We start from the raw sequence: 22,319 nt of genomic DNA on the forward strand, positions 1-22,319 counted from the left end.
AACACCGCCGGCACCAACGGCACCCGCGACGGCAACGACGTGAACCCGCCACCCACCAGCCCGGCCCGCTCCTCCTCCGCCAGCAACTCCACCCGGCCCACCGGAAGTTCCGGACGCTCCACCACCGCCCGCAGCAACCGCCCGAACCGCACCGCCAGCGACTCCACCGTCTCCCGATCGAACAGATCCGTCGCGAAGTCGATCGCGCAGTCGATCCCGGCAGGTTCGCCGTCCGGGCCGAAGACCTCCTCCATGATCACGTTGAGGTCGAACTTGGCCACCCCGGTCCCGGCCGGCAGGGTCTCGACGCGCAGTCCGGGCAGCTCCAGTTCGGCTTGCTCGTTGCTCTGCAGGACCAGCATCACCTGGAAGAGGGGGTGGCGGGCCAGCGACCGCGCCGGGTTCAGCTCCTCCACCAGACGCTCGAACGGCACATCCTGGTGCCCGAACGCCCCCAGATCCGACTCCCGCACCCGACCCAGCAACTCCGCGAAACTCGGATCACCCGCCGTATCGGTCCGCAGCACCAACGTGTTGACGAAGAACCCGACCAACTCGTCCAACGCCTCGTCCGAACGACCGGCCACCACCGTGCCGATCGGCACATCCGTCCCCGCACCCAACCGGGTCAACAACGCCGCCAACGCCGCCTGCACCGCCATGAACAACGTCACCCGATGCACACGCGACAACCCCACCAACCCACGATGCAGCTCCACACCCAACGGCAGCACCACCCGGTCACCCCGATGCGACGCCACCGCACCACGCGCACGATCCACCGGCAACGCCAACTCCTCCGGGAGATCGGTCAAGACCTCACGCCAGTAGTCGAGTTGACGCGACAGCAGGCCGCTCTCGTCCGACTCCTCCCCCAGCAGCCGACGCTGCCAGAGCGCGTAGTCCGCGTACTGCACCGGCAGCGGCTCCACCACCGGCACCTCGCCCCCGCACCGCACCGCGTACGCCGTCGACAGATCCCGCAGCAGCGGACCCATCGACCAGCCGTCGCTGACGATGTGGTGCAGCACCAGGAGCAGCACGTGGCTCTCCTCGGCCGTCCTCAGCAGGGTCGCGCGGAAGGGGGGTTCGGCCGCCAGGTCGAAGGGGCGGCGGGACTCCTCGTCCACGGCGTCGGCCAGCGCGTCGGCCGGGCAGTCCCGGCGTTCGACGGCGACCCGGGCCTCTTCGGGCGGCAGGATCCGCTGGTACGACTCGCCGTCCACCTCGGCCACGAGCGTGCGCAGGCTCTCGTGCCGCGCCACCACATCACCCAGCGCCGCCTCCAGCGCCGCCACATCCAGCTCACCGCCCAGCCGCAGCGCGACCGGCACGTTGTAGAGCGCGCTCGGGCCCTCCATCCGGTCGATCAGCCACAACCGCTGCTGCGCGAACGACAGCGGCACCCGCTCCGGACGCTCGACACCCCCCGACAGCACCGGCCGACCGGCCGCCGCACCCGAACGGGCCGCGAGCCCCGCCACCGTCGGCGCCTCGAACACGTCCCGCACCCCCAGCTCCACCCCCAGCACCGACCGCACCCGGCTCAACAACCGCGTCGCCAGCAGGGAATGACCACCGAGCGCGAAGAAGTCGTCGTCGACGCCCACCCGTTCGACACCGAGCACCTCGGCGAACACCCCGCAGAGGATCTCCTCCTGCGCCGTCCGCGCCGCCCGGCCGCCCACCGCGGACTCCGTGAAGTCCGGCGCCGGCAGGGCGGTGCGGTCCAGCTTGCCGTTGGCGTTGAGCGGCAGCGCGTCCAGCCGGACGAAGGCGGCCGGCACCATGTGGGCGGGCAGCTCGGCCGCGACCAGGGCGCGCAGCTCGGCGGGCTCCAGCGACGAGGCGCCGACCAGGTAGGCGATCAGTCGCGCCCCGCCCGGGCCCTGCTCGTACGGAAGCACCGCCGCCTGGAGCACCTCGGGGTGCGCGGTCAGCACGGTCTCGATCTCGCCGAGTTCGATCCGGAAGCCGCGGATCTTGACCTGGTGGTCGGTGCGGCCGAGGTAATCCAGGTCTCCGTCCGGACGGCGGCGCACGAGGTCGCCCGTGCGGTACATCCTCCCGCCGTCTTCGAACGGGCAGGCCACGAACCGTTCGGCGGTCAGCCCCGGCCGGTTCAGATAGCCCCGGGCCAGGCCCGCCCCCGCCAGGTACAGCTCACCCGCCACCCCCGCCGGCACCGGGTTCAACTGCCCGTCCAGCACGTAGGCGCGGAGGTTGCCGAGGGGGCGGCCGATCGACGGGCGCTCGCTGTCGGCGAGGTGGTGGTACAGGGCGTCGACGGTGCACTCGGTCGGGCCGTACATGTTGTACGCGATCAGGTCCGGAGTGTCCCGCAGGGTGGTCCACAGGGCTTGGCCGACGGCCTCGCCGCCGAACAGCAGCAGGGCCGGCGGGCAGCGGGTGAGCAGTCCCTCCTCGATCAGCTGGTCCGCGTAGGTGGGAGTGAGGTCGAGGACGTCGATCCCGGTGCGCTCGGCATGGCGCACCAGCGCGGCGGCGTCGCGGCGCACGTCGTCGCCGATCAGGTGCAGCTCGTGCCCGGCCGCGAGCCAGAGGTAGTTCTCCAGGGAGGCGTCGAAGGACAGCGAGGCGGTGAGCGCGACCCTCAGCCGACGGCCCGGCCGGGCGCGCTCGGCGGCGGCCACGGTCTCGGCGCGGTGGAAGGCCAGCAGATTGGCGAAGTTGCCGCGGGAGACCACGACGCCCTTGGGCCTGCCGGTGGAGCCGGAGGTGTAGATGACGTACGCGGCGTGCCCCGGGTGGGCGGTGCCGGGCAGGTCGTGGGCGTCGTGGAAGGCCCACAGCTCCTCGTCGACGGGCAGCACGGTGTGTCCGTCCAGCGACTCGGCGAGCGGCCAGCGGTCGTCGGTGAGCACGACCGCCGGGGCGGAGTCGGCCAGCATGTGGACGATCCGCTCCGCCGGGTACTCCGGGTCCAGGGGCAGGAAGGCCGCGCCGGCCTTCAGCGTCGCCAGCGCGGCGACCACCGACTCCACCGAGCGCGGCAGGGCGAGGGCGACCACGCTGTCCGGTCCGGCGCCCCCGTCCACGAGGGCCCGGGCCAGCCGGTTGGCCCGGGCGTTCAGCTCCGCGAAGGTCAGCGACTCGGGGCCGCAGACCAGGGCGACGGCCCCCGGGGTGCGCGCGGCCTGCTCCTCGAACACCGTCAGGTAGGGCGTGCCGGCGTCCGGCAGCGCCGTGTCGTTCCATGCGGCGAGAGCGCCCCGCTCGGCCTCGCCGAGCACCTCCAGGGCGCCGACCGGGCGTTCGGGGTCCTCGACCGCCTGGCGCAGGATCAGCTCCAGGGCGGTGGCGAGCCGCCGGACCGTCTCCCGGTCGAACAGGTCGGTCACGTACTCCAGGCCGCCGCTCAGCCCGGCCGGGGAGCCGTCGGCGGCGAGCCGCTCGACCAGGCTGAGGGTGAGGTCGAAGGTCGCGGTGCCGAAGTCGACCGGCTCCTCGGTCACGGTGATGCCGGGCAGGTCCGGCCCGTCCTCGGGGGTGCCGGAGAAGGCCAGCATCACCTGGAACAGGGGGTGGCGGGCCAGCGACCGGGCCGGGTTCAGCTCCTCGACCAGCGACTCGAACGGCAGGTCCTGGTGCTCGTAGGCCGCGAGGTCGGTGTCCCGGACGCGACGCAGCAGTTCGGCGAAGCTCGGCCGGCCGGAGAGGTCGGTGCGCAGCACCAGGGTGTTGGCGAAGTAGCCGACCAGGTCGGTGACGGCCTCGTCGAGGCGGCCGGCCACCGGGGTGCCGATCGGCAGGTCGGTGCCGGCGCCGAAGCGGTGCAGCAGGGTGGCGTAGGCGGCCTGGAGGACCATGAACAGCGTGACCCCGTGCTCGACGGCGAGCTCGCCGAGGCGTGCGTGCAGTTCGGCGTCGAGCTCCAGTGGGAGGACGGTCCCGCGGTGGCTGGCGACCGGGGGCCGGGGCCGGTCGAGCGGCAGCGGCAGCTCGTCGGGCAGGCCGGCCAGCGCGTCCCGCCAGTGGGCGAGTTGGCGGGCGGCCAGGCTCTCGGGATCGTGCTCGTCGCCGAGCAGGGCGTGCTGCCAGAGCGCGTGGTCGGCGTACTGGACGGGCAGCGGCGTCCACTCCGGGGCGGCGCCGGCGAGGCGGGCCCGGTACGCCGCGGCGAGGTCGCGGTAGAGCGGGCCCAGCGAGGCGCCGTCCCCGGCGATGTGGTGGACGACCAGGACCAGGACGTGCTCGTCCGGGCCCTCGGGCCGCAGGTAGGCGTGCAGGGGCAGGTCGGTGGCCAGGTCGAAGGTGTGGCCGGCGAGTTCGCCGCTCGGGCGGTCCGTGACGGTGAGCAGCGGGGCCGTCGGCCCGTCGAGGACGTGCTGGTACGGGACGCCGTCCTGCTCGCCGAAGACGGTGCGCAGGGCCTCGTGCCGCCGGACGGTGTCGCCGAGGGCGTCCGCGAGGACGGCGGGGTCCAGCGGGCCGCGCAGCCGCAGCGCGAGGGTCACGTTGTAGGTGCTGGCGGGGCCGTCCGCCTGGGCGAGGAACCAGAGGCGGCGCTGGGCGAAGGAGAGCGGCACCCGGTCGGGCCGGGGGCCGGGCCGCAGCGCCGGGCGGGCCGGGGCGGGCGCGTCGGCCGCGCGGTCGGCGAGCCGGTCGGTGAGCCCGGCGACGGTCGGGGCCTGGAAGAGGTCGCCGATGGCGAGTTCGATGCCGAGTTCGGCGCGGGCCCGCCCGGTGAGGCGGGTGGCGAGCAGCGAGTGGCCGCCGAGCGCGAAGAAGTCGTCGTCGATGGTGATGTCGTCGATGCCGAGCAGGTCGCCGAAGAGCTCGCACAGTGCCCGTTCGCGCTCGTCGCGGGGCTCGCGGCCGGTGCCGTCGGCGGCGACGTCCGGGGCGGGCAGGGCCCGGCGGTCGACCTTGCCGTTGGCGTTGAGCGGCAGCGCGTCGAGCAGGACGACGGCGGCGGGGACCATGTAGCCGGGCAGCGTGGTGCCGGCGAAGGTGCGCAGCTCGGCCGGGGTGAGCGAGGCGTCGGCGGTGCAGTAGGCGACCAGCCGGGTGTCGCCGGGGCGGTCCTCACGGGCGATCACGATGACCTGGCGCACGGCGGGGTGGCGGGAGAGCGCCGCCTCGATCTCGCCGAGTTCGATCCGGAAGCCGCGCAGCTTGACCTGGCCGTCGATCCGGCCGAGGAACTCCACGGCGCCGTCGGCGCGCAGCCGCACCAGGTCGCCGGTGCGGTACATCCGCTCTCCGGGCGCGTACGGGCAGGCGACGAACCGCTCGGCGGTCAGCGCCGGCCGGTTCAGGTAGCCGCGGGCCAGCCCGGCACCGGCGATGTAGAGCTCTCCCGGGACGCCGGGCGGGACGGGGCACAGCCGGGCGTCGAGGACGTAGCTGCGCATGGCGTCGAGCGGGCCGCCGATCGGCACCCGGGGGCCGTCGAGGTCGGCGTGGACGAGCGGGTGGTGGGTCGCGAAGGTGGTGGTCTCGGTGGGCCCGTAGACGTGGGCGAGCAGCAGGTCGGGGCAGGCGTCCAGGACGCGCCGCATCAGAGTGCCGGAGGCGGCCTCGCCGCCGGTGCAGACGACCCGCAGGGCGGCGAAGGTCTGCGGGGCCTGCTCGGCGACGAGGTCGAACAGGGCCTTGGTGAGGAAGACGGCGGTGACGTCGTGGCGGGTGGTGACGGCGTGCAGGGAGGTGGCGTCGAGGGCGCCGGGCGGGGCGACCACGACGGTGCCGCCGGCCAGCAGGGGCGTCCAGATCTCGTAGGTGGCGGCGTCGAAGGCGTGCGGGGAGTGCAGCAGGACCCGCTCGTGCCGCCCGTCCTGCCAGCGCCGGTCGGCGGCGAGGTCGAGGACGTCGCGGTGGCGGACGGCGACGCCCTTGGGGCGGCCGGTGGAGCCGGAGGTGTACATCGCGTAGGCGAGCTGGTCCGGGTGGACGGGCACGCCGGGGCGGTCGGCGGGGGCGGCCGCCTCGTCGCCGGGGCGGACCACCACGGCCCGGTGCGGGAAGCCGGGGTCGGCGCGGTCGGTGAGCAGCACGGGGGCGCCGGTGTCGGCCAGCACGTCGGTCATCCGCTCGGGCGGCAGGCCGGGGTGCATGGGCACGTAGCAGCCGCCGGCCTTGAGGATCGCCAGGGTGGCGACGACGACCTCGGCGGAGCGCTCCATCAGCATCGCGACGGGGGTCTCGGTGCCGACGCCGAGGGCGATCAGGTGGTGGGCGAGGCGGTTGGCCCGGGCGTCGAGTTCGGCGTAGTCGAGGGTGCCGCCGTCGTGGGCGAGGGCGGTGGCGTGCGGGGTGCGGTCGGCCTGGCGCTCGAAGGACTCGGCGAGGGTCCCGGGCCGGCCCGGGGCGCCGGTGGCGTTCCACTCGGTGAGGATGCGGGTGCGCTCCTCGGGGGCGAGGACGTCGAGGGTGGCGATGGGGGCGTGCGGGTCGGCGGCGGCGCCGGTCAGCAGCAGGCCGAACCGGGCGGCCAGGGCGACGACGGTGGTGTGGTCGTAGAGGTCGGCGGCGTACTCGATCGAGCCGGTGAGCCCGGCGGGGGCGCCGTCGGGGCCGTGGCGTTCGGCGATGCCGATGTTGAGGTCGAACTTGGCGACCCGCAGGCCGATCGGCTCGGGTGCGGACTCCAGCCCGGGCAGGTCGAGTTCGGCGTCCTGCCCGTGGTTCTGGAGCACCAGCAGGGTCTGGAACAGCGGGTGGCGGCCGAGTGCGCGGGTCGGGTTGAGTTCCTCGACGAGGCGCTCGAAGGGGATGTCCTGGTGGGCGAAGGCGTCGAGCTGGGCTTCCCGGACCCGGCCGAGCAGCTCGGCGAAGCTCGGGTCGCCGGACGTGTCGGCGCGCAGCACCAGGGAGTTGACGAAGAAGCCGACCAGGTCGTCCAGGGCCTCGTCGGCGCGGCCGGCGAGGCCGGTGCCGAGCGGGATGTCGGTGCCGGCGCCGAGCCTGGTGAACAGTGCGGCGAGGCCGGCCTGGAGGACGGTGAACAGGGTGGTGCGGTGCGCGCGGGCGAGGTCGAGCAGGGCGGTGTGCAGGTCGGCGCCCCAGACGAGGTCGACGGAGTCGGCGGCGCCGGTGGGGGCGGGCGGGCGTGGGCGGTCCGTCGGCAGCTCCAGCTCCTCCGGGAGCCCGGCCAGGGCGGTTCGCCAGTGGTCGAGTTGGCGGGCGAGCAGGCTCTCGGGGTCGCGCTCGTCGCCGAGCAGGTCGCGCTGCCAGAGCGCGTAGTCGGCGTACTGGACGGGCAGCGGCTCCCAGTGGGGGGCGCGGCCGGTGAGCCGGGCCCGGTAGGCGGTGGCGAGGTCGCGCAGCAGCGGGCCGAGCGACCAGCCGTCGCCGGCGATGTGGTGCAGGACGACGAGCAGCACGTGCTCGGTCGGGGTGAGAGTGAACACCGTGACCCGGATGGGCAGTTCGCGGCTCAGATCGAAGGTCTCGGCGGCGGCCGCGTCCCGGCGGGCGGGGTGGTCGTCCGGTGCGCAGTCCACGACCAGGAAGCGCGGCTGCGCCTCCTCGGGCGGCAGGATCTGCTGCACCGGGACTCCCCCGGCCACCGGGAACACCGTACGCAGGGCCTCGTGCCGGGCGACCACGTCCACCGTCGCGGCGCGCAGCGCGGCGGTGTCGAGCTCGCCGCGCAGGCGCAGGGCGAACGGAAGGTTGTACAGCGCGGTCGGGCCCTCGATCTGGTCGATCAGCCAGAGACGCTGCTGTGCGTACGAAACCGGGATCACGGTGCTTCCTCTACTCACGTCACGGCACGGGGTGGTCTTGGGCGGACGGTCAGGCGGAGGCCATGGTGGGCCGGACGCTGGGCCGGCAGTCCAGGACGTCCAGGGGCTGCCCCATCGCGACGGCGATCCTGCGGTCGCCGCGGTACGGGTCCCGGCCGTGCGCGCACAGCACGTTGTCGACCAGCATCACGTCGCCGGCCTGCCAGCGCTCGCGCACGGTCGCGGCGTGGTACGCCTCGTTGAGGGCGTCGACGTCGGCGCGTTCCAGGGGTTCGCCGTCCCCGAAGCCGGTGTTGAACGGGAAGCCGTCCGGGCCGAACTCGTCGGTCATCGCCTCGCGGATGTCCGGGTCGAGCGACCACTCGCTCCAGAAGGCGAGGTGGTTGAACCAGACCTCCTCGCCGGTCGCCGGGTGGTGGATGGTGCCGGGGCGCAGCTGGCCGGTGCGCAGGTTGCCGTCCGGCAGCCACTCCCAGGTGATGCCGTTCTCCCGGCAGTAGGCCTCGACCTCGGCCCGGTCCTCGGTGGCGAAGGCGGTGCGCCAGCCGAGGGAGACGTAGTCCGAGTAGTTGCGGGTGAGCGTCCAGCCGGACGTCCGCATCCGCTCGACCAGGTGCGCGGGCAGGTGGTCGAGCACCTGGCGGCAGTCCGCGGTCGGGGTGGCGCCGCCCTCCTCGGGGGCGGTCAGGCAGGCGAAGAGCAGCCGGCCCGGGAAGGTGAGGGTGTAGCTGTTCTCGTTGTGCATCCGGATCGGCTGGGGCGACGGCAGGTCGGTGGAGGAGAAGACGCCGTTGCCGTAGTCGCTGCGCGGGGTGGCCTTCTCCCGGTAGGGGGTGCGCTCGGGGATGAGGACGTCGCGCACGGCGGCGACGTCCTCGGTGCTCGCGACCGGCAGGCCGCGCAGGAAGATCGTGCCGTGCCGGTGCAGGGCTTCGGTGAGCTCGGTCTCGTTCTCGCGCAGCCACGCGCCGGCCTCGCCGATGTCGGCGAGGCGCGGGGCGTGGGCGAGGGCCGGGCGGCCGGGGTTCAGTTCCCAGTTCAGCATGGTCGCGCTCACTGCCGGGCGAGGGAGGCGGTCAGGCTGGCGGGCCGGATGTCGGTCCAGTTGGCCTCGATGTGGTCGAGGCAGCCCTGGCGGGTGTCCTCGCCGTGGACGGTGGTCCAGCCGGCCGGCACGTCGATCCAGACGGGCCACAGCGAGTGCTGGTTCTCGTCGTTGACCAGCACCAGGTAGCCGGCGTTGTCGTCCTCGAACGGGTTGCTCATGGTGTCCTCCTTGGGTTGCTTCGAAGGTAGGGGCGGGCCGGGGGGCGCAAGGGCAGGAGTCGCGGCAGGAACGCGGCAGTTCGACTCGGCCCCCGTCGGCGGTCCGCGGCGGGCGGGTTCGGCGCGGGGTGAGGCGGGCCGGTTCAGCGCGGGGTGAGGCGCACCGGGAAGTGGTCCAGGCCGAAGTTGATGATGGAGCGGTTGTGGACGACCGGTCCGGTCGGTTCGATCTCGGCGACGCGCTCCAGCATCGCCGTGAACAGGGCGCCGAGTTCGGCCTTGGCCAGCGGCGCGCCGATGCAGTAGTGGGCGCCGAGGCCGAGGGCGAGGTGCTTGTTGGGGGCGCGGTCGAGCAGGATCTCCTCGGGCCGGTCGAAGGCCTCCGGATCCCGGTTGGCGGACCACACCCAGACCGCGACGCGGTCGCCGCGCCGGATGGTGCGGCCGTCGAGCTCGGTGTCCCGGCTGGCGGTGCGCAGGGTGTGGAGCCCGACGGACGTCCAGCGCAGGAGTTCGTCCAGCGCCGAGTCCATGCCGACCTCGCCCCGCTGCAACTGCCGCCACAGCTGCGGGTGCTGGACGAGGGTGTGCAGGCCCATGGCCGCGGTGTGGCGGACGGTCTGGACGCCGCCGACCACGATGTTGTCCAGGTTGAGGACGACGTCCTCGATCGGCAGCAGCTTGCCGCCGACCCGGTAGGTGGCCATCTTGCTGATCAGGTCGTCGCGCGGGTGGGTGCGGCGCAGCATCACCTGGTGCAGCAGGTAGGGGATGAGCTGCTGGTGGCCCGCCCGGCGCTCCTCGGGGGTGCGGCCGAGGAAGGCGACGTCGCAGACCCGTTCGACCATCTCGCGGTCCTTCTCCGGGACGTCCAGGAGGTCGCACATGACGGACAGCGGCAGGGCGGAGACGGCGTCGACGAGGTCGACCTCGCCCAGTTCGACGGCCCGGTCGACGATCGAGGCGGCGAGTTCGGTGATGCCGCGGGATGCTCCGCGCACCGGGCCGGGGGCGAAGAACGGGTTGGCGGGCGCGCGGAGTTCGCGGTGCCGGGGCGGGTCGGTGAGGGCCATCATCCGGCCGGAGCCGACCGGGACGTTGCCCTCGCCGGCGCCGAGCAGCGAGCCCTGCTCGGAGCTGTAGAGCGTGGCGTTGCGCAGCACCTCCGCGGAGTGCCGGTAGGAGAGCACCGACCAGATCGGCCCGTCGTCGACGGTGTCGGTTCGGTGGACGGAGGCCTCCCGGCGCAGCTCCGCGACCAGGGCGGGGGTGTCGGGGTGGGCCCACAGGGCCGGGTCGGTGAGGTCGACCGGGGTGGTGGTCAGCACGGCTGCTCCGTCGTGGACTGGTCGGCGGCGGCGCCGGCCCGGTGGCCCGGGCCCGGTCGCTCGATGAGGGAGGTCAGCAGGTCGACCGGGCCGGGCCCGTCGACGGTGGCGAGCAGGTGGCCGCCGGGAACGATGTGGTGGCCGCTGGCGCCGCGGGTGTGGACGGCCCAGCCCTGGAGTCCGGCGGAGGCGAGCATCGGGTCGTCGGCGCCGGCGACGGTGTGCAGGTCGGAGCCGATCGGCGGGTGCGGGCGGGGGCGGTAGGTGGCGACCACCGCCAGGTCGGTACGGATTCCCTGGAGCGCGTGCTCTTTCAACTCCTGTTCGCCCTCGATGAGTTCACCCATGCCGGCGAGCCGCAGCAGGTCGTCGGCAGTGTGCTGCGGGCGGTCCCGGCCGGCCCAGGTGGCGGGCGGCGAGGCGGAGGCGGCGACCACGAGTTCGGGCCGCCGTTCGGCGGGCAGCGCCCGGGCGACCTCGTAGCCGAGCAGGGCGCCGAAGCTCTGCCCGTAGAAGCCGAACCGGCCCGTCAGGTGCGGGGTGAGGGCGTCCACGACGGCGTCGACCAGCAGGTCGAAGCTCGCGGGCATCGGGTGGCCGAGGCGGCCGCCGCGGGCGGGCGGGCGCACGGCCCAGACCTCGGCGGTCGGGGCGAGGGCGCGGGCCAGCGGGGTGTAGGCGGTGGCGTCGCCCCCGGCGTGCGGGAAGCAGAACAGCCGGAACGGGCGGTGCGGTTGGGGCGCGGGGACAAGCAGCCAGTCCCCCTCGACGCGGGGGCGCACCCGTGCGGTGGTGGTCATGCGCCGCTCACCCGGGGGCGGGCGGTCAGGGCGGGCCGGGGGGCGGCGGTGCCGGCCTCGACGGCCTTCCCGACGGTGGCGGTGAAGGCGGCCAGGTCGGCCGAGTCCAGCAGGTGGCGCAGCTGGAGCTCGATGCCGAGCCGGCGGCGCAGCAGGTGGACGACGCGCAGCGCGGCGAGCGAGTGGCCGCCGAGCGAGAAGAAGTCGTCGGTGGGCGTGACGCCGGTCAGGCCGAGCACGGTGCGCCAGACCTCGGCGACCTGCTCCGCCAGCCCGTCGGCGCCCTCGGCGGGCGCCTCCTCGGCCGCCGGGGCGGGGGCGGGCAGGGCCGCGTGGTCGACCTTGCCGTTCGGGGTGAGCGGCATGGCGTCCAGCACGGTGATCGCCGAGGGCACCAGGTGCGCGGGCAGGGTGGCCCGCAGGCGCTCGGTCAGTTCGGCGGCGGTGGCGGCGCCGGTGACGTAGCCGATGAGCCGGCGGTCGCCGGGGGCGGGCTCGTGGACGGTGACGGCGGCGGCCTGGACGCCCTCCAGCCGGGCCAGCGCGTGCTCGACCTCGCCGAGCTCGATCCGGTAGCCGCGCAGCTTGACCTGGCGGTCGACCCGGCCGACGTACTCCAGGCGGCCGCCCTCGCCGCGCCGGGCCTGGTCGCCGGTGCGGTACATCCTCTCGCCGGGGGCGGTCGGGTCGGCGACGAAGCGTCCGGCGGTCAGCCCGGGGCGGCCCGGGTAGCCGTGGGCGAGCCCGGGCCCGGCGAGGTACAGCTCGCCGACGGCGCCGTCGGCGACCGGGGCGAGCTTCTCGTCCAGCAGGTGGAGGCGCACGCCGGGCAGCGGCTCGCCCAGGTGCGGCCCGGGGCCGCTGATCGGCGCGGTGACGGCGTCGACGGTGCACTCGGTGGGCCCGTACAGGTTGAGCGCGTCGATGCCGCCGTCGGCGAGCTCCCGCCAAGTGTGCTCGGGGACGGGCTCGCCGCCCATGAACAGCCGCGGCACCCGGGCGCCGGTGAGCGGCTCGCGCAGCAGCTCCCAGTGCGAGGGGGTCAGGTCGAGGTCGGTGACGGCGTGCTCGGCCAGCAGGGCGGCCACCCGGGCCGGGTCGGCGCGGTCTTCGTCGCCGATGACCAGGACGGTGTCGCCGCGGCAGATCCGGGCCCACTGCTGGACGGAGGCGTCGAAGGAGACGCTGGCGTTCCAGCCGACCACCCCGGGCTCGGCGCGGTAGGCGCCGGTGGCCTCCAGTGCCTCCACCAGGGCGGCGACGGCGCCGCGCGGCACCTCGACGCCCTTGGGGAGCCCGGTGGAGCCGGAGGTGTAGATGACGTAGGCGGGGTCGAGCGGGTCGGCCGCCTCCGGCAGGTCCGACCCGGCGGCGGTGTCCGGCCCGGCGGCGTCCGGGCGCAGGACCGGCACGCCCTGGGCCGCCGGGAGGCCGTCCGTACTGATCAGGGCCGCGAGCCGCGCGTCGGCGGCCATGAAGGCCAGCCGCTCGGCGGGGTAGGCCGGGTCGAGCGGGACGTAGGCGGCGCCGGCCCGCCAGACGGCGAGCAGCGCGACCGGCAGGTCGGCGGTGCGGGCGAGGTGGACGCCGACCCGGTCGCCGCGGCGGACGCCGTGGGCGCGCAGGGCGCGGGCCAGCGCGGCGGTGCGCAGGTCGAGTTCGGCGAAGTCCAGGCAGGCCGTTCCGGCGAGGACGGCGGGGCGCTCGGGGTGGGCGGCGACGGCATCGCGCAGGCGGTGCAGGAGGTCGGTCATGACGGTTCCTCAGGACTCTCGGACGGAGGCGGCCATGGCGTGCAGGGCTGCCGTGTAGGTGTCGATGAACTGCTCGGCGGTGGTGTCGGTGACCAGGGAGCGCTGGTGGTCCACGGCGAGCAGCACGCGCTGCGAGACCGGGTCCTGGATCAGCGAGGCGCCGAACGCGAAGCTGTTGGGTTCGTGGCGCAGGGTCGGCTCGCAGCCGATCCGGCCGTCCACGATGCGGGCGGAGCTGAGTTGGCCCAGGGCGTGGAAGCGCAGGTAGCCGAACTGGCTGTCCAGCGCGGTGTCGGTCATCAGCCGGGCGAGCCGGGCGAAGGGCACCCGGCGGTGCGGCATCATGTCCAGCTCCTCCCGGTGCACCTCGCGCACCAGGGCGAGCAGGTCGTCGGTGGGCTCGCAGGTCAGCGGGACGGTGTTGAGGAACAGCCCGTACACCTCGGTGCCGCCGAGCCGTTCCAGCCGGCCGTTCACGGCGAGGCCGGTGGTGACGCGCCGTCGCCCGGTGATGGCGGCGAGGGCGTGCAGGTGGGCCGCGAGCGCGACCGACTTGAGGGGCACGGCCAGGGCGTCGGCGACCTGCCGCAGCTGTTCGGGCGCCTCGGGCAGCACCCGCTCGACGGTGCGCGGCGCCTCGTGCACGTCCTCGCTGCCGGGGAAGGACTGGCCGCTGACGCCGGACAGCCGGTCGCGCCAGTACGCGAGCGAGCGCTCGTCCCCGGCGGCCTGCCGTTCGACGGCCACGAAGTCGCGGAAGGCGGTGCGCGGCGGCGGGGTGGGGGCGCCGAGGGGGTCGGCGGCCAGGGCGGTGTGGCGCTCCAGGATCTCGGTGAACAGCGAGGTGAAGCTCCAGCCGTCGAGGATGGCGTGGTGCTCGGAGATGGTGAGCTGGAAGGCGTCCTCGGCCAGGCGCTGCACGGTGATCCGGAACAGCGGCGGGGCGGTGAGGTCGAAGGGCGTCCACCGGTGGGTGTCGAACACCTCGCGGACCGCCGTGTCCTGGTCGGGCTCGCCGCGCAGGTCGGTGAACTCGACGGGCGCGGGCAGCCGCCCGTACACGAGCTGGAGCGGTTCGCCGTAGCCGGACAGGTCGAGGCCGGTGCGCAGCACCGCGTGGCGCTCCATGGCCTCGGTGACCGAGCGGCGGAAGGCCTGTTCGTCGAGGTCGCCCGAGATCCGGTAGGAGTTGACGTTGTGGTAGCTGTCGGTGCCGCCGGCGATCTCCATGTGGAAGACCATGGAGAGCTGCATGGAGACCATCGGGTAGGCGTCGGTCAGGCCGGGCGGCAGGTCCTCGCGGTCCTCGGGGCTGATCAGGGCGAAGGGCTCGTGGTCGTCCGGGCCTTCGGCGACGGGCTCGGCCAGCGGGAGCAGGGCGGCGACCGTGGGGGCGTTGAAGACGTCCCGCAGGCTCACCCCCCAGCCGCGCTCGTGCAGCGCGCCGGCGAGCTGGACGGCCCGGATGGAGTCGCCGCCGAGGTGGAAGAAGTCGTCGTGGACGCCGATGCCGTCCACCCCGAGGACCTCCGTCCAGACGGCGGCGAAGGCCTCCTCCTCCGGGGTGCGCGGCTCGACGTGGCGGCCTCCGGTGGCCGTGCTGCGCTGGCCGGGGGCGGGCAGCGCGGCGCGGTCCACCTTGCCGTTGACGGTGAGCGGCAGCGACTCCAGGACGGTGAAGACGGCCGGGACCATGTACGGGGGCAGCGAGCGGCCGAGGAAGGCGCGCACGTCGGCGGGCTCGCGCCCGGTGACGTACGCGGCGAGCCGGTCGTCGTGCACGGTGACGACGCAGGCGTCGACGTCCGGGTGGGCGGCGAGCGCGTTCTCGATCTCGCCGAGCTCGATCCGGAAGCCGCGCAGCTTGACCTGGAAGTCGGCGCGTCCGATGTACTCCAGGCCGCCGCCGGGCAGGCGCCGGGCGACGTCGCCGGTGCGGTAGAGCCGCGCCCCGGGCGGGCCGTAGGGGTCGGCGACGAAGCGGCCCGCGGTGAGACCGGGGCGGCCCCAGTAGCCGTGGGCGAGGCTGCCGCCGCCGATGTACAGCTCGCCGGCCGCGCCGGGCGGGCACGGCCGCAGCCAGTCGTCGAGGACCTGGGCGGTGAGGTGCGGCATGGGCGCGCCGATCAGGCTGCGCTCGAAGCCGGCGCTGCCGGCCAGGTCGTGGGTGGTGACGTGGACGGTGGTCTCGGTGATGCCGTACAGGTTGCAGAGCCGGGCAGGGGGCGGCGGGTCGAGTTCGAACCAGCGCTGGACGACGCCCGGGTCCAGCGCCTCCCCGCCGAGCATGATCCACTTCAGCGCGGACAGGTCGCGCGGGCTTCGCCGCAGCACGGGCTCCAGCTGGCGCAGCGCCGAGGGGGTGAGGCAGAGGAAGGAGACCCGCTCCTCCTCCAGCAGTTCGGCGAACTCCTCCGGCGAGCGGCTGGTCACGTAGGGGACGACGACCAGGCGGGCACCGTGCAGCAGGGCGCCCCACATCTCCCAGACCGTCCAGTCGAAGGCGTAGCTGTGGAAGAGCGTCCAGGTCTCCTCCGGGCCGAAGCCGAAGTGCTCCGCGCCGTCCGCCATGAGCCGGCTGACGTGCTCGTGGGCGACGGCGACGCCCTTGGGGCGGCCGGTGGAGCCGGAGGTGAAGATGATGTAGGCGACGTCGCCGGGGCGCCCGGCGGCCGGCGGGCGGTGGTCCGGCCGGGCGGCCAGGTCGGCGGCCTCGGCGGTCAGGTCGTAGGCCTGCCAGGGGCCTTCGGGGGCCCGGTCCGGGCGGTCGGTGACGACGAGGGTGACGTCGGCGTCGGCGAAGACGAGCGCGGCGCGGTCGGCGGGGGCGGCGAGGTCGACGGGCACGTACGCGGCGCCGGTCTTGAGCACGCCGAGGACGGTGACCAGGACGTCGGCCGTGCGGTCCAGCAGCATGCCGACGCGGTCGCCGGGGCCGGCCCCGCGGGCGCGCAGGGCGTGGGCCAGGCGGTTGGCCCGGCGGTCGAGTTCGGCGTAGCTCAGGGTGTGGCCGGAGTCGCTGACGGCGGGCCGGTCGGGGTGGGCGTCGGCGGCCTGCTCGAACAGCCGGTGCAGGCAGTGGCCGGGGGTGTCGGTGGCCCGGACGGCCTCGGCCGCGGCGGTGCGGCCGGTCAGCCGCAGCACGGTGGCGTCGGGGTCGTCCAGGGCCGCGGTGAGCAGGGCGCCGAAGTCGGCGGCCAGCCGGCGCACCGTCCCGGCGTCGAACAGCTCGCTGCGGTACTCGGCCTCGCCGCGCAGTTCGCCGCCGCAGTCCCCGGGGTCGCCGGTCCCGCCGCCGGTCCCGCCGCTGTCGAAGACGGACCAGGTGAGGTCGAACTTGCTGGTGCCGTTGGAGCGCACCCGGCTCTCGGCGGTGGCCGGGCCGAGCGCGAGCGGGGTGCGGTCCTCGCCGTGGGCGCCGAACACCACCTGGACCAGCGGCGGGTGCTGCGCGGTGCGGGCGGTGCCGAGCTGGTCGACCAGCTGGTCGAAGGGCACGTCGAGGTAGCCGTAGGCCTCGAAGGCGACGTCCTGGACGTGCTCCAGCAGGGCGCGGAAGCTCAGCCCGGGCGCGAGCCGCAGGCGCAGCGGCAGCAGGTTGACGAAGTAGCCGAGCAGGTGCTCCAGTTCGGGCCGGTTGCGGGTGGTGACCGGGGTGCCGATCACCAGGTCGTCGGCACCGGTCCAGCGGTTCATCAGCAGGGCGAAGGCGGCCAGTTGGACGGTGAAGGGGGTGACGCCCTCCGCCTCCGCCAGGGCGCGGACCTTCGCCGCCGTGCCGGGGGCGAGCCCGAACTCCTCGGTCCGTCCCGCCGCGCCGCGCTCGGCGGGCCGGGGCCGGTCGGTGGGCAGCTCCAGCAGGGCGGGTGCGCCGTGCAGTTGCTCCTTCCAATAGGTCAGGTGCTCCTCGAAGGAGGTGCCGAGCTCCTCCACCGCGTAGTCGGCGTACTGCGCGGTCAGTTCCGGCAGGTCGGCGGCCCGGCCCTGCAGCGCGGCGCCGTACAGGCCGGCGAGTTCGCGCTCGAAGACCTCGGCGGACCAGCCGTCCCAGACGATGTGGTGGACGGTGAACAGCAGCGTGGTGCGCTCGTCCGCCAGTTGGAAGGCCTCGGCGCGCAGCAGCGGGCCGGCGGCCAGGTCGAAGGGTTCGGCGCAGCGGGCGGTGAGCAGTTCCTCCAGGCGTCCGGCCTGCCCGGGGCCGCCCTGCGGGCGCAGGTCGGTCACCGCGAGCGGCACGGCGAGGGTGTGGTGGACCTGCTGGAGCGGCCCGTCGGGGTGCAGCGCGAAGGTGGTGCGCAGCACCTCGTGCCGGGCCACCAGGGCGTCCAGCGCGCCTTGGAGCAGCGGGAGGTCGAGCGGGCCGGTGACGTCGACCGTCCAGGGCGTGCAGTAGGTGACCTGCCGCGGATCGAGGCGGTCGAGGAACCAGAGGCCGCGTTGCAGCCCCGAGGCGGGCGCGGTGCGCGCCGGGTGGTCGGACGGGCTCACGGCCTCGTTCCCTTCGTGTGCGGTGCGGCCCGTCATCGGGCGGCCAGCCGTTCGGCGATGGCGCTCACGGTCCTGGCCCGGAACACCAGTTGCGGGGGGACGCGGGTGCCGGTCTCCCGGGACAGCCGCATCGCGACCCGGACGGCGGCCAGCGAGTTGCCGCCGATCCGGAAGAAGTTGTCCTCCCGGCCGACCTCGGTGAGGTCGAGGACCTCGCACATGGCCTCGGCGACCAGCCGTTCGGCTTCGGTCAGCGGGTCGTGGGCGGCGGCCCGGCGCCCGGCGGGGGCGGGCAGCGCCTTCCGGTCGACCTTGCCGTTGTGGTTGAGCGGCAGGGCGTCCAGGACGTCCAGGGTGGCGGGCACCATGTGCTCGGGCAGCAGGCCGGCCAGGTGGTCGAGGAGCACCTCCGGGTCCGGTGCGTCGGCCCCGACGGTGACGTAGGCGGCCAGGCGGTGGTCGCCCGGGGCGGGTTCGTGGACGGTGACGGCGGCCTCCTGGACGGCGGGGTGCCGGGTGAGCGCGTCCTCGATCTCGCCGGGCTCGACCCGGAAGCCGCGGATCTTGACCTGGTCGTCGATCCGGCCGGTGACCTCCAGCAGGCCCCCGGCGCTGACGTAGCCGAGGTCCCCGGTGCGGTAGATGCGCTCGCCCGGGGCGCCGAACGGGGAGGCGACGAAGCGCTCGGCGGTGAGGCCGGGCCGGCCGAGGTAGCCGTAGGCGAGACCGCCGCCGGAGGCGTACAGCTCGCCGGTCACGCCGGGCTCGACGGGGCGCAGCAGCTCGTCCAGGACGAGGATGCCCTTGCCGTTCAGCGCGACGCCGATCGGGACGGAGCTGCCGGTGACGTCCTCCGGGCCGACCTGGTGGCAGGTGGTCAGGCCGAGGCTCTCGACCGGGCCGTAGCCGTTGGCGACGACCAGGCCGGGGTAGGTCTCCAAGGCCTTGGCCACGTGGGTGACGGAGGCCCGCTCACCGGCGGTGATGGCCAGCTTGAGGCCGTCGTAGGTCTCCGGGAGCTCCTCCAGCAGGAAGTTGAACAGGCTGGCGGAGAGCTGGAGTTCGGTGACGCCGTGGCGGCGGGTCAGCTCGGCGATGGCCTGCGGGTCGGGGCGCTGGCCGGGCTGCAGGACGCACGCACCGCCGAAGCAGAGCGCGCCGTAGAGCTCCAGCGCGAAGGCGTCCCAGGAGACCGGCGAGCACTGCAGCCAGACCTCGTCCGGGCCGAAGCGGGCGTAGTCCTGGCCGAGGTAGGTGATGGTGAGCGCGCGGTGCGGAACGGCCGCGCCCTTGGGGCGGCCGGTGGAGCCGGAGGTGAACATCACGCAGGCGAGGTCGCCGCCGTCGACCGGCAGGCCGAGGTCGTGCGCCGCGTACCGGGCCAGTTCGGCGGCCGCGGCGTCCAGGTCCACCTGGCGCTGGACGGCGAACGGCACGGTGGCGTGGCGGTGGGTGATCACCGTGGCGGCGCCGGTGTCGGCGACCGCGCCGGCCAGCCGCTCGGCCGGGAAGTCCGGGTCGAGCAGGGTGTAGGCGGCGCCGGTCTTGAGGGCGGCCAGCAGCGCGGTGACCATCTCCGGCCCGCGGTCGGCGAGTACGGCGACGGTGTCGCCGCGGCCGATGCCCAGGCCCACCAGGTGGCGCGCCAGCCGGTTCGCGGCGGCGTTCAACTCGCCGTACGGGACGGTCCTTTCACCGGAGATCAGGGCGGTGGCCTGCGGGGCCCGGGCGGCCTGCGCCTCGAACAGGGCGTGCCCCGGCACCTCCAGGGCGGCGGCCAGGGTGCCCAGCCACTGCTCGCACAGTCCGGCCATGGTGGAGGCCTCGAAGAGGTCGCTGTCGTACTCGAAGCGGCCGGTGAAGCCGGTGCCGCGGTCGTCCACCGAGACGGACAGGTCGAAGCGGGAGACGGGGTTGGAGTGCAGTTGGCGGGTGACCTCGCACCCGCCGACGGTCAGCGGGCGGGTGTCCAGCGGGTGCAGCTCCAGCAGTACCTGGCACAGCGGGTTCCGGTCCTCGGGGCGCTCCTCCAGCACCGCGTTCGCGATGTCGTCGAAGGGCACCTCCTGGTGCCGGTAGCCGGCGATCGACACCTCGCGCACGTGCCGGACCAGCTCGCGGAAGGAGACGCCCTCCTCGACGTTCAGGCGCAGCGGCAGCAGGTTGACGAAGTAGCCGATCAGGCCGTCGAGTTCGGCTCGGCCGCGGACGTTCACCGGCGAGCCGAGCACCAGGTCGCGCTGCCCGGAGCGGCGGTGCAGGGTGAGCGCGAGCCCGGCGAGCAGCACCATGAACGGGGTCGCGTCCTCGCTGCGGGCGAGCGCCCGGACGGCCCCGGCCACCGGATCCGGCATCGCGAAGCGGTGGAACGCACCGCGGAAGGCCTGCTCCTCGGGGCGGGGGTGGTCCGGCGCCAGCGCGTCGGCGTCCGGCGCGTCGGCCAACTGCTCACGCCAGTAGTCGAGTTGCCGCTCGGCAGTGTCGTCCTGGTACTGCCAGGCCGCGTAGTCGCCGTACTGGACGGCGAGTTCCGGCAGCTCGGCCGGGCGCCCCTCGGCCGCCGCCGCGTACAGCTCCTGGAGTTCGGCCTCCAGCACCGGCAGCGAGCCCTCGTCCCAGACGATGTGGTGGAAGAGCAGCAGCAGGGTGGTCGCCCCGGCGGCCCGGAAGACCCGCGCCCGCACCAGCGGCCCGGCCTCCAGGTCGAAGGGCTCCAGCGCGGCCTCGGCCACCAGGTCGTCCACCTGGTCCGCGGTGGTCTCGGTGAGCGTGAACGGCGGCTCCACGGCCGGGTGGACGATCTGGCGCGGGCCGTCCTCGGCGAGCTCGAAGGTCGTCCGCAGGCTCTCGTGCCGCGCCACCACCCCGGCCAGCGCCTGCCGCAGCAGCTCGGGGTCGACCGGCCCGGCGAAACGGAACACCCAGGGCACCACGTAGGTCGGCGCGTCCGGGTTCCACTGGTCGAGGAACCAGAGGCCGCGCTGGAACTTGGACAGCGGGGCCTCGGCGGCGCCCGAGCGGACCAGCGCCGGGCGCTCACCGCCGGAGGCGGCGGTCACCGCGGCGGCGAACTCCGCCAGCGTCGGCGCGTCGAAGATGGTGTACGGGGACACCATGCCGAAGACGTCGAAGACCCGGCCCACCACCCGCACGGCCGTCAGCGAATCGCCGCCCAGGTGGAAGAAGTTGTCGTCCGCCCCGACCTCGGGCACCCCGAGCACGTCCGCCCAGACCGCCGCGATCAGCTGCTCGGCGGGCGTGCGCGGCGGGCGGCCGGCGGGCCGGCCCTCGGCCTCGGCCTGCGGCTCGGGCAGGGCCTGGCGGTCCACCTTGCCGCCGCCGGTCAACGGGAAGGCGTCCAGCGCCGTGAGCGTCGCCGGGATCATGTGCTCGGGCAGCCGCTCGGCCAGCCAGGCCCGCGCCTCGGCGTACCGCGGCGCGGCGCCGGTCAGGTACCCGGCCAGCCGGCCCTCGCGCGCCACCACCACGCAGCCGGTGACGCCCGGGTACCCGGCCAGCACCTGCTCGATCTCGCCCGGCTCGACCCGGAAGCCTCGGACCTTCACCTGATGGTCGCTGCGGCCGACGAACTCCAGCGGCCCGTCCTCGGTGGCGCGGCGCACCACGTCGCCGGTGCGGTACATCCGCGCGCCGGGAGCGCCGCTCGGCGCTGCGGCGGGGTCTGCGGACGGGTCCTCGGGCAGGGCCGCGAACGGGTCCGCGACGAAGCGGTCGGCGGTCAGGCCCGGGCGGCCGAGGTAGCCGGAGGCCAGCAGCGGCCCGCCGACGTACAGTTCGCCGGCCGTGCCGGGCGGCACCGGGCGCAGCCGCTCGTCGAGCACGTAGAGCCGCCGCCCGCCGAGCGCGGTCCCGATCGGCACGCCCGCCTCGGGCTGCTCGCCCGCGAGCCGGTGGGTGGTGGCGGTGACCACCGTCTCGGTCGGTCCGTACGCGTTCAGCAGCGGCACCCCGGTCGCGGCCCACCAGGCCGCGGCGGTGGCGGGCTCCAGCTTGTCGCTGCCCGAGATCATCAGCCGCAGGGTGCGCGGCACCCGGCCGCCCAGGGCCGCCACCACGTCCTGGAAGTAGCCGGCGGCCAGGTTCGCGACGGTGACGCCCTCGGCGTCCAGCAGGTCCAGCAGTTCGGCCGGGGAGAGGAGCCGGTGCTCCGGGAGGACCAGGCAGGCCCCGGCGGACAGCGCGCCGAGGACCTGCTCCACGGCCACGTCCACCGTCGGACGGGCGAACTGCAGCACCACGTCCTGCTCGGTCAGGCCGAAGGTCCGGACGGCGGCGGCCAGGTGGCCGGTCAGCGCGGCGAGCGGGACGTGCACGCCCTTCGGACGGCCGGTGGTGCCGGAGGTGTAGATGACGTAGCCGGCACCGCCACCGGCACCGGCACCCGCGCTGTCGCTGAGCTCGGTGAGCCCGGTGCGTTCGGTGAGCTCCTCGCCGCCGAGGGCCAGGGAGGCCCCGGCGTCCTCGGCGATCCAGCGGTTGCGCTCCTCCGGGGCCTCCCGGTCCAGCGGCAGGTAGGTGGCGCCGGCCCGCAGGACCGCCAGCAGCGCGACCACGTGGTCCAGCCGGTCGCGGCCGGTGACGGCGACCGTCCCCCCGGGGGCGAGCCGGGCGGCGAGCGCGGCGGTCAGGCCGTCCAGCTCCCGGTAGCTGACGGTCCGGCCGCCGGTGCGGACGGCCGGCCGCTCCGGAAAGCGGCGGACGGCGGAGGCGAACGGCTCGAAAGCGGGCGGCTCGAAAGCGGGCACCGTGATTTCAGGCGCCGTGATTTCGGGCGCAGCATTCTCAGTAGGGAAACCGCGAGAGGACATCATTCAGCCCCAGAAGTGAGATGAATCGGCGACGAGTTCGACGATAGGGGGAATTCGACGGCCCTATCGGCAGAAAATCAGGAAGTAAATCGGCAGTTTCCGGTGCCGCTTTTCCGGGCCTGCCGCAGGAATCGACCCG

The 22,319-nt window shown here is 74.7% G+C and carries 8 protein-coding genes; all 8 read right to left on the reverse strand.

Features of this window, described 5'->3' with window-relative positions:
* On the reverse strand, nucleotides 1-7,715 hold a 7,715-nt coding region (locus ABT015_RS35125), incomplete at its 3' end, for a non-ribosomal peptide synthetase (RefSeq protein WP_350886549.1).
* 49 nt (nucleotides 7,716-7,764) lie between these two features.
* A complete protein-coding gene (locus ABT015_RS35130; RefSeq protein WP_350886552.1) occupies nucleotides 7,765-8,760 on the reverse strand; it encodes a TauD/TfdA family dioxygenase in 996 nt (331 codons plus the stop codon).
* 8 nt (nucleotides 8,761-8,768) lie between these two features.
* Entirely contained in the window at nucleotides 8,769-8,981 is a 213-nt protein-coding gene (locus ABT015_RS35135; protein WP_063350320.1) for an MbtH family protein, read from the reverse strand.
* Nucleotides 8,982-9,124: 143 nt separating this feature from the next.
* A complete protein-coding gene (locus ABT015_RS35140) occupies nucleotides 9,125-10,309 on the reverse strand; it encodes a cytochrome P450 (RefSeq protein WP_350886556.1) in 1,185 nt (394 codons plus the stop codon).
* Entirely contained in the window at nucleotides 10,303-11,109 is an 807-nt protein-coding gene (locus tag ABT015_RS35145) for a thioesterase II family protein (RefSeq protein ID WP_350886558.1), read from the reverse strand. Before ABT015_RS35145 ends, ABT015_RS35140 begins: the two co-directional genes overlap by 7 nt.
* A complete protein-coding gene (locus tag ABT015_RS35150; RefSeq protein ID WP_350886561.1) occupies nucleotides 11,106-12,863 on the reverse strand; it encodes a non-ribosomal peptide synthetase in 1,758 nt (585 codons plus the stop codon). Before ABT015_RS35150 ends, ABT015_RS35145 begins: the two co-directional genes overlap by 4 nt.
* A gap of 9 nt (nucleotides 12,864-12,872) precedes the next feature.
* Complete coding sequence (locus ABT015_RS35155; protein ID WP_350886564.1) at nucleotides 12,873-17,351, reverse strand: non-ribosomal peptide synthetase; 4,479 nt, start codon at nucleotides 17,349-17,351, stop codon at nucleotides 12,873-12,875.
* Nucleotides 17,352-17,383: 32 nt separating this feature from the next.
* Entirely contained in the window at nucleotides 17,384-22,117 is a 4,734-nt protein-coding gene (locus ABT015_RS35160; RefSeq protein ID WP_350886567.1) for a non-ribosomal peptide synthetase, read from the reverse strand.
* Nucleotides 22,118-22,319 lie beyond the last annotated feature (202 nt).

This window comes from Kitasatospora sp. NPDC094016 (assembly GCF_040304045.1).
Classification (GTDB): Bacteria; Actinomycetota; Actinomycetes; order Streptomycetales; family Streptomycetaceae; genus Kitasatospora.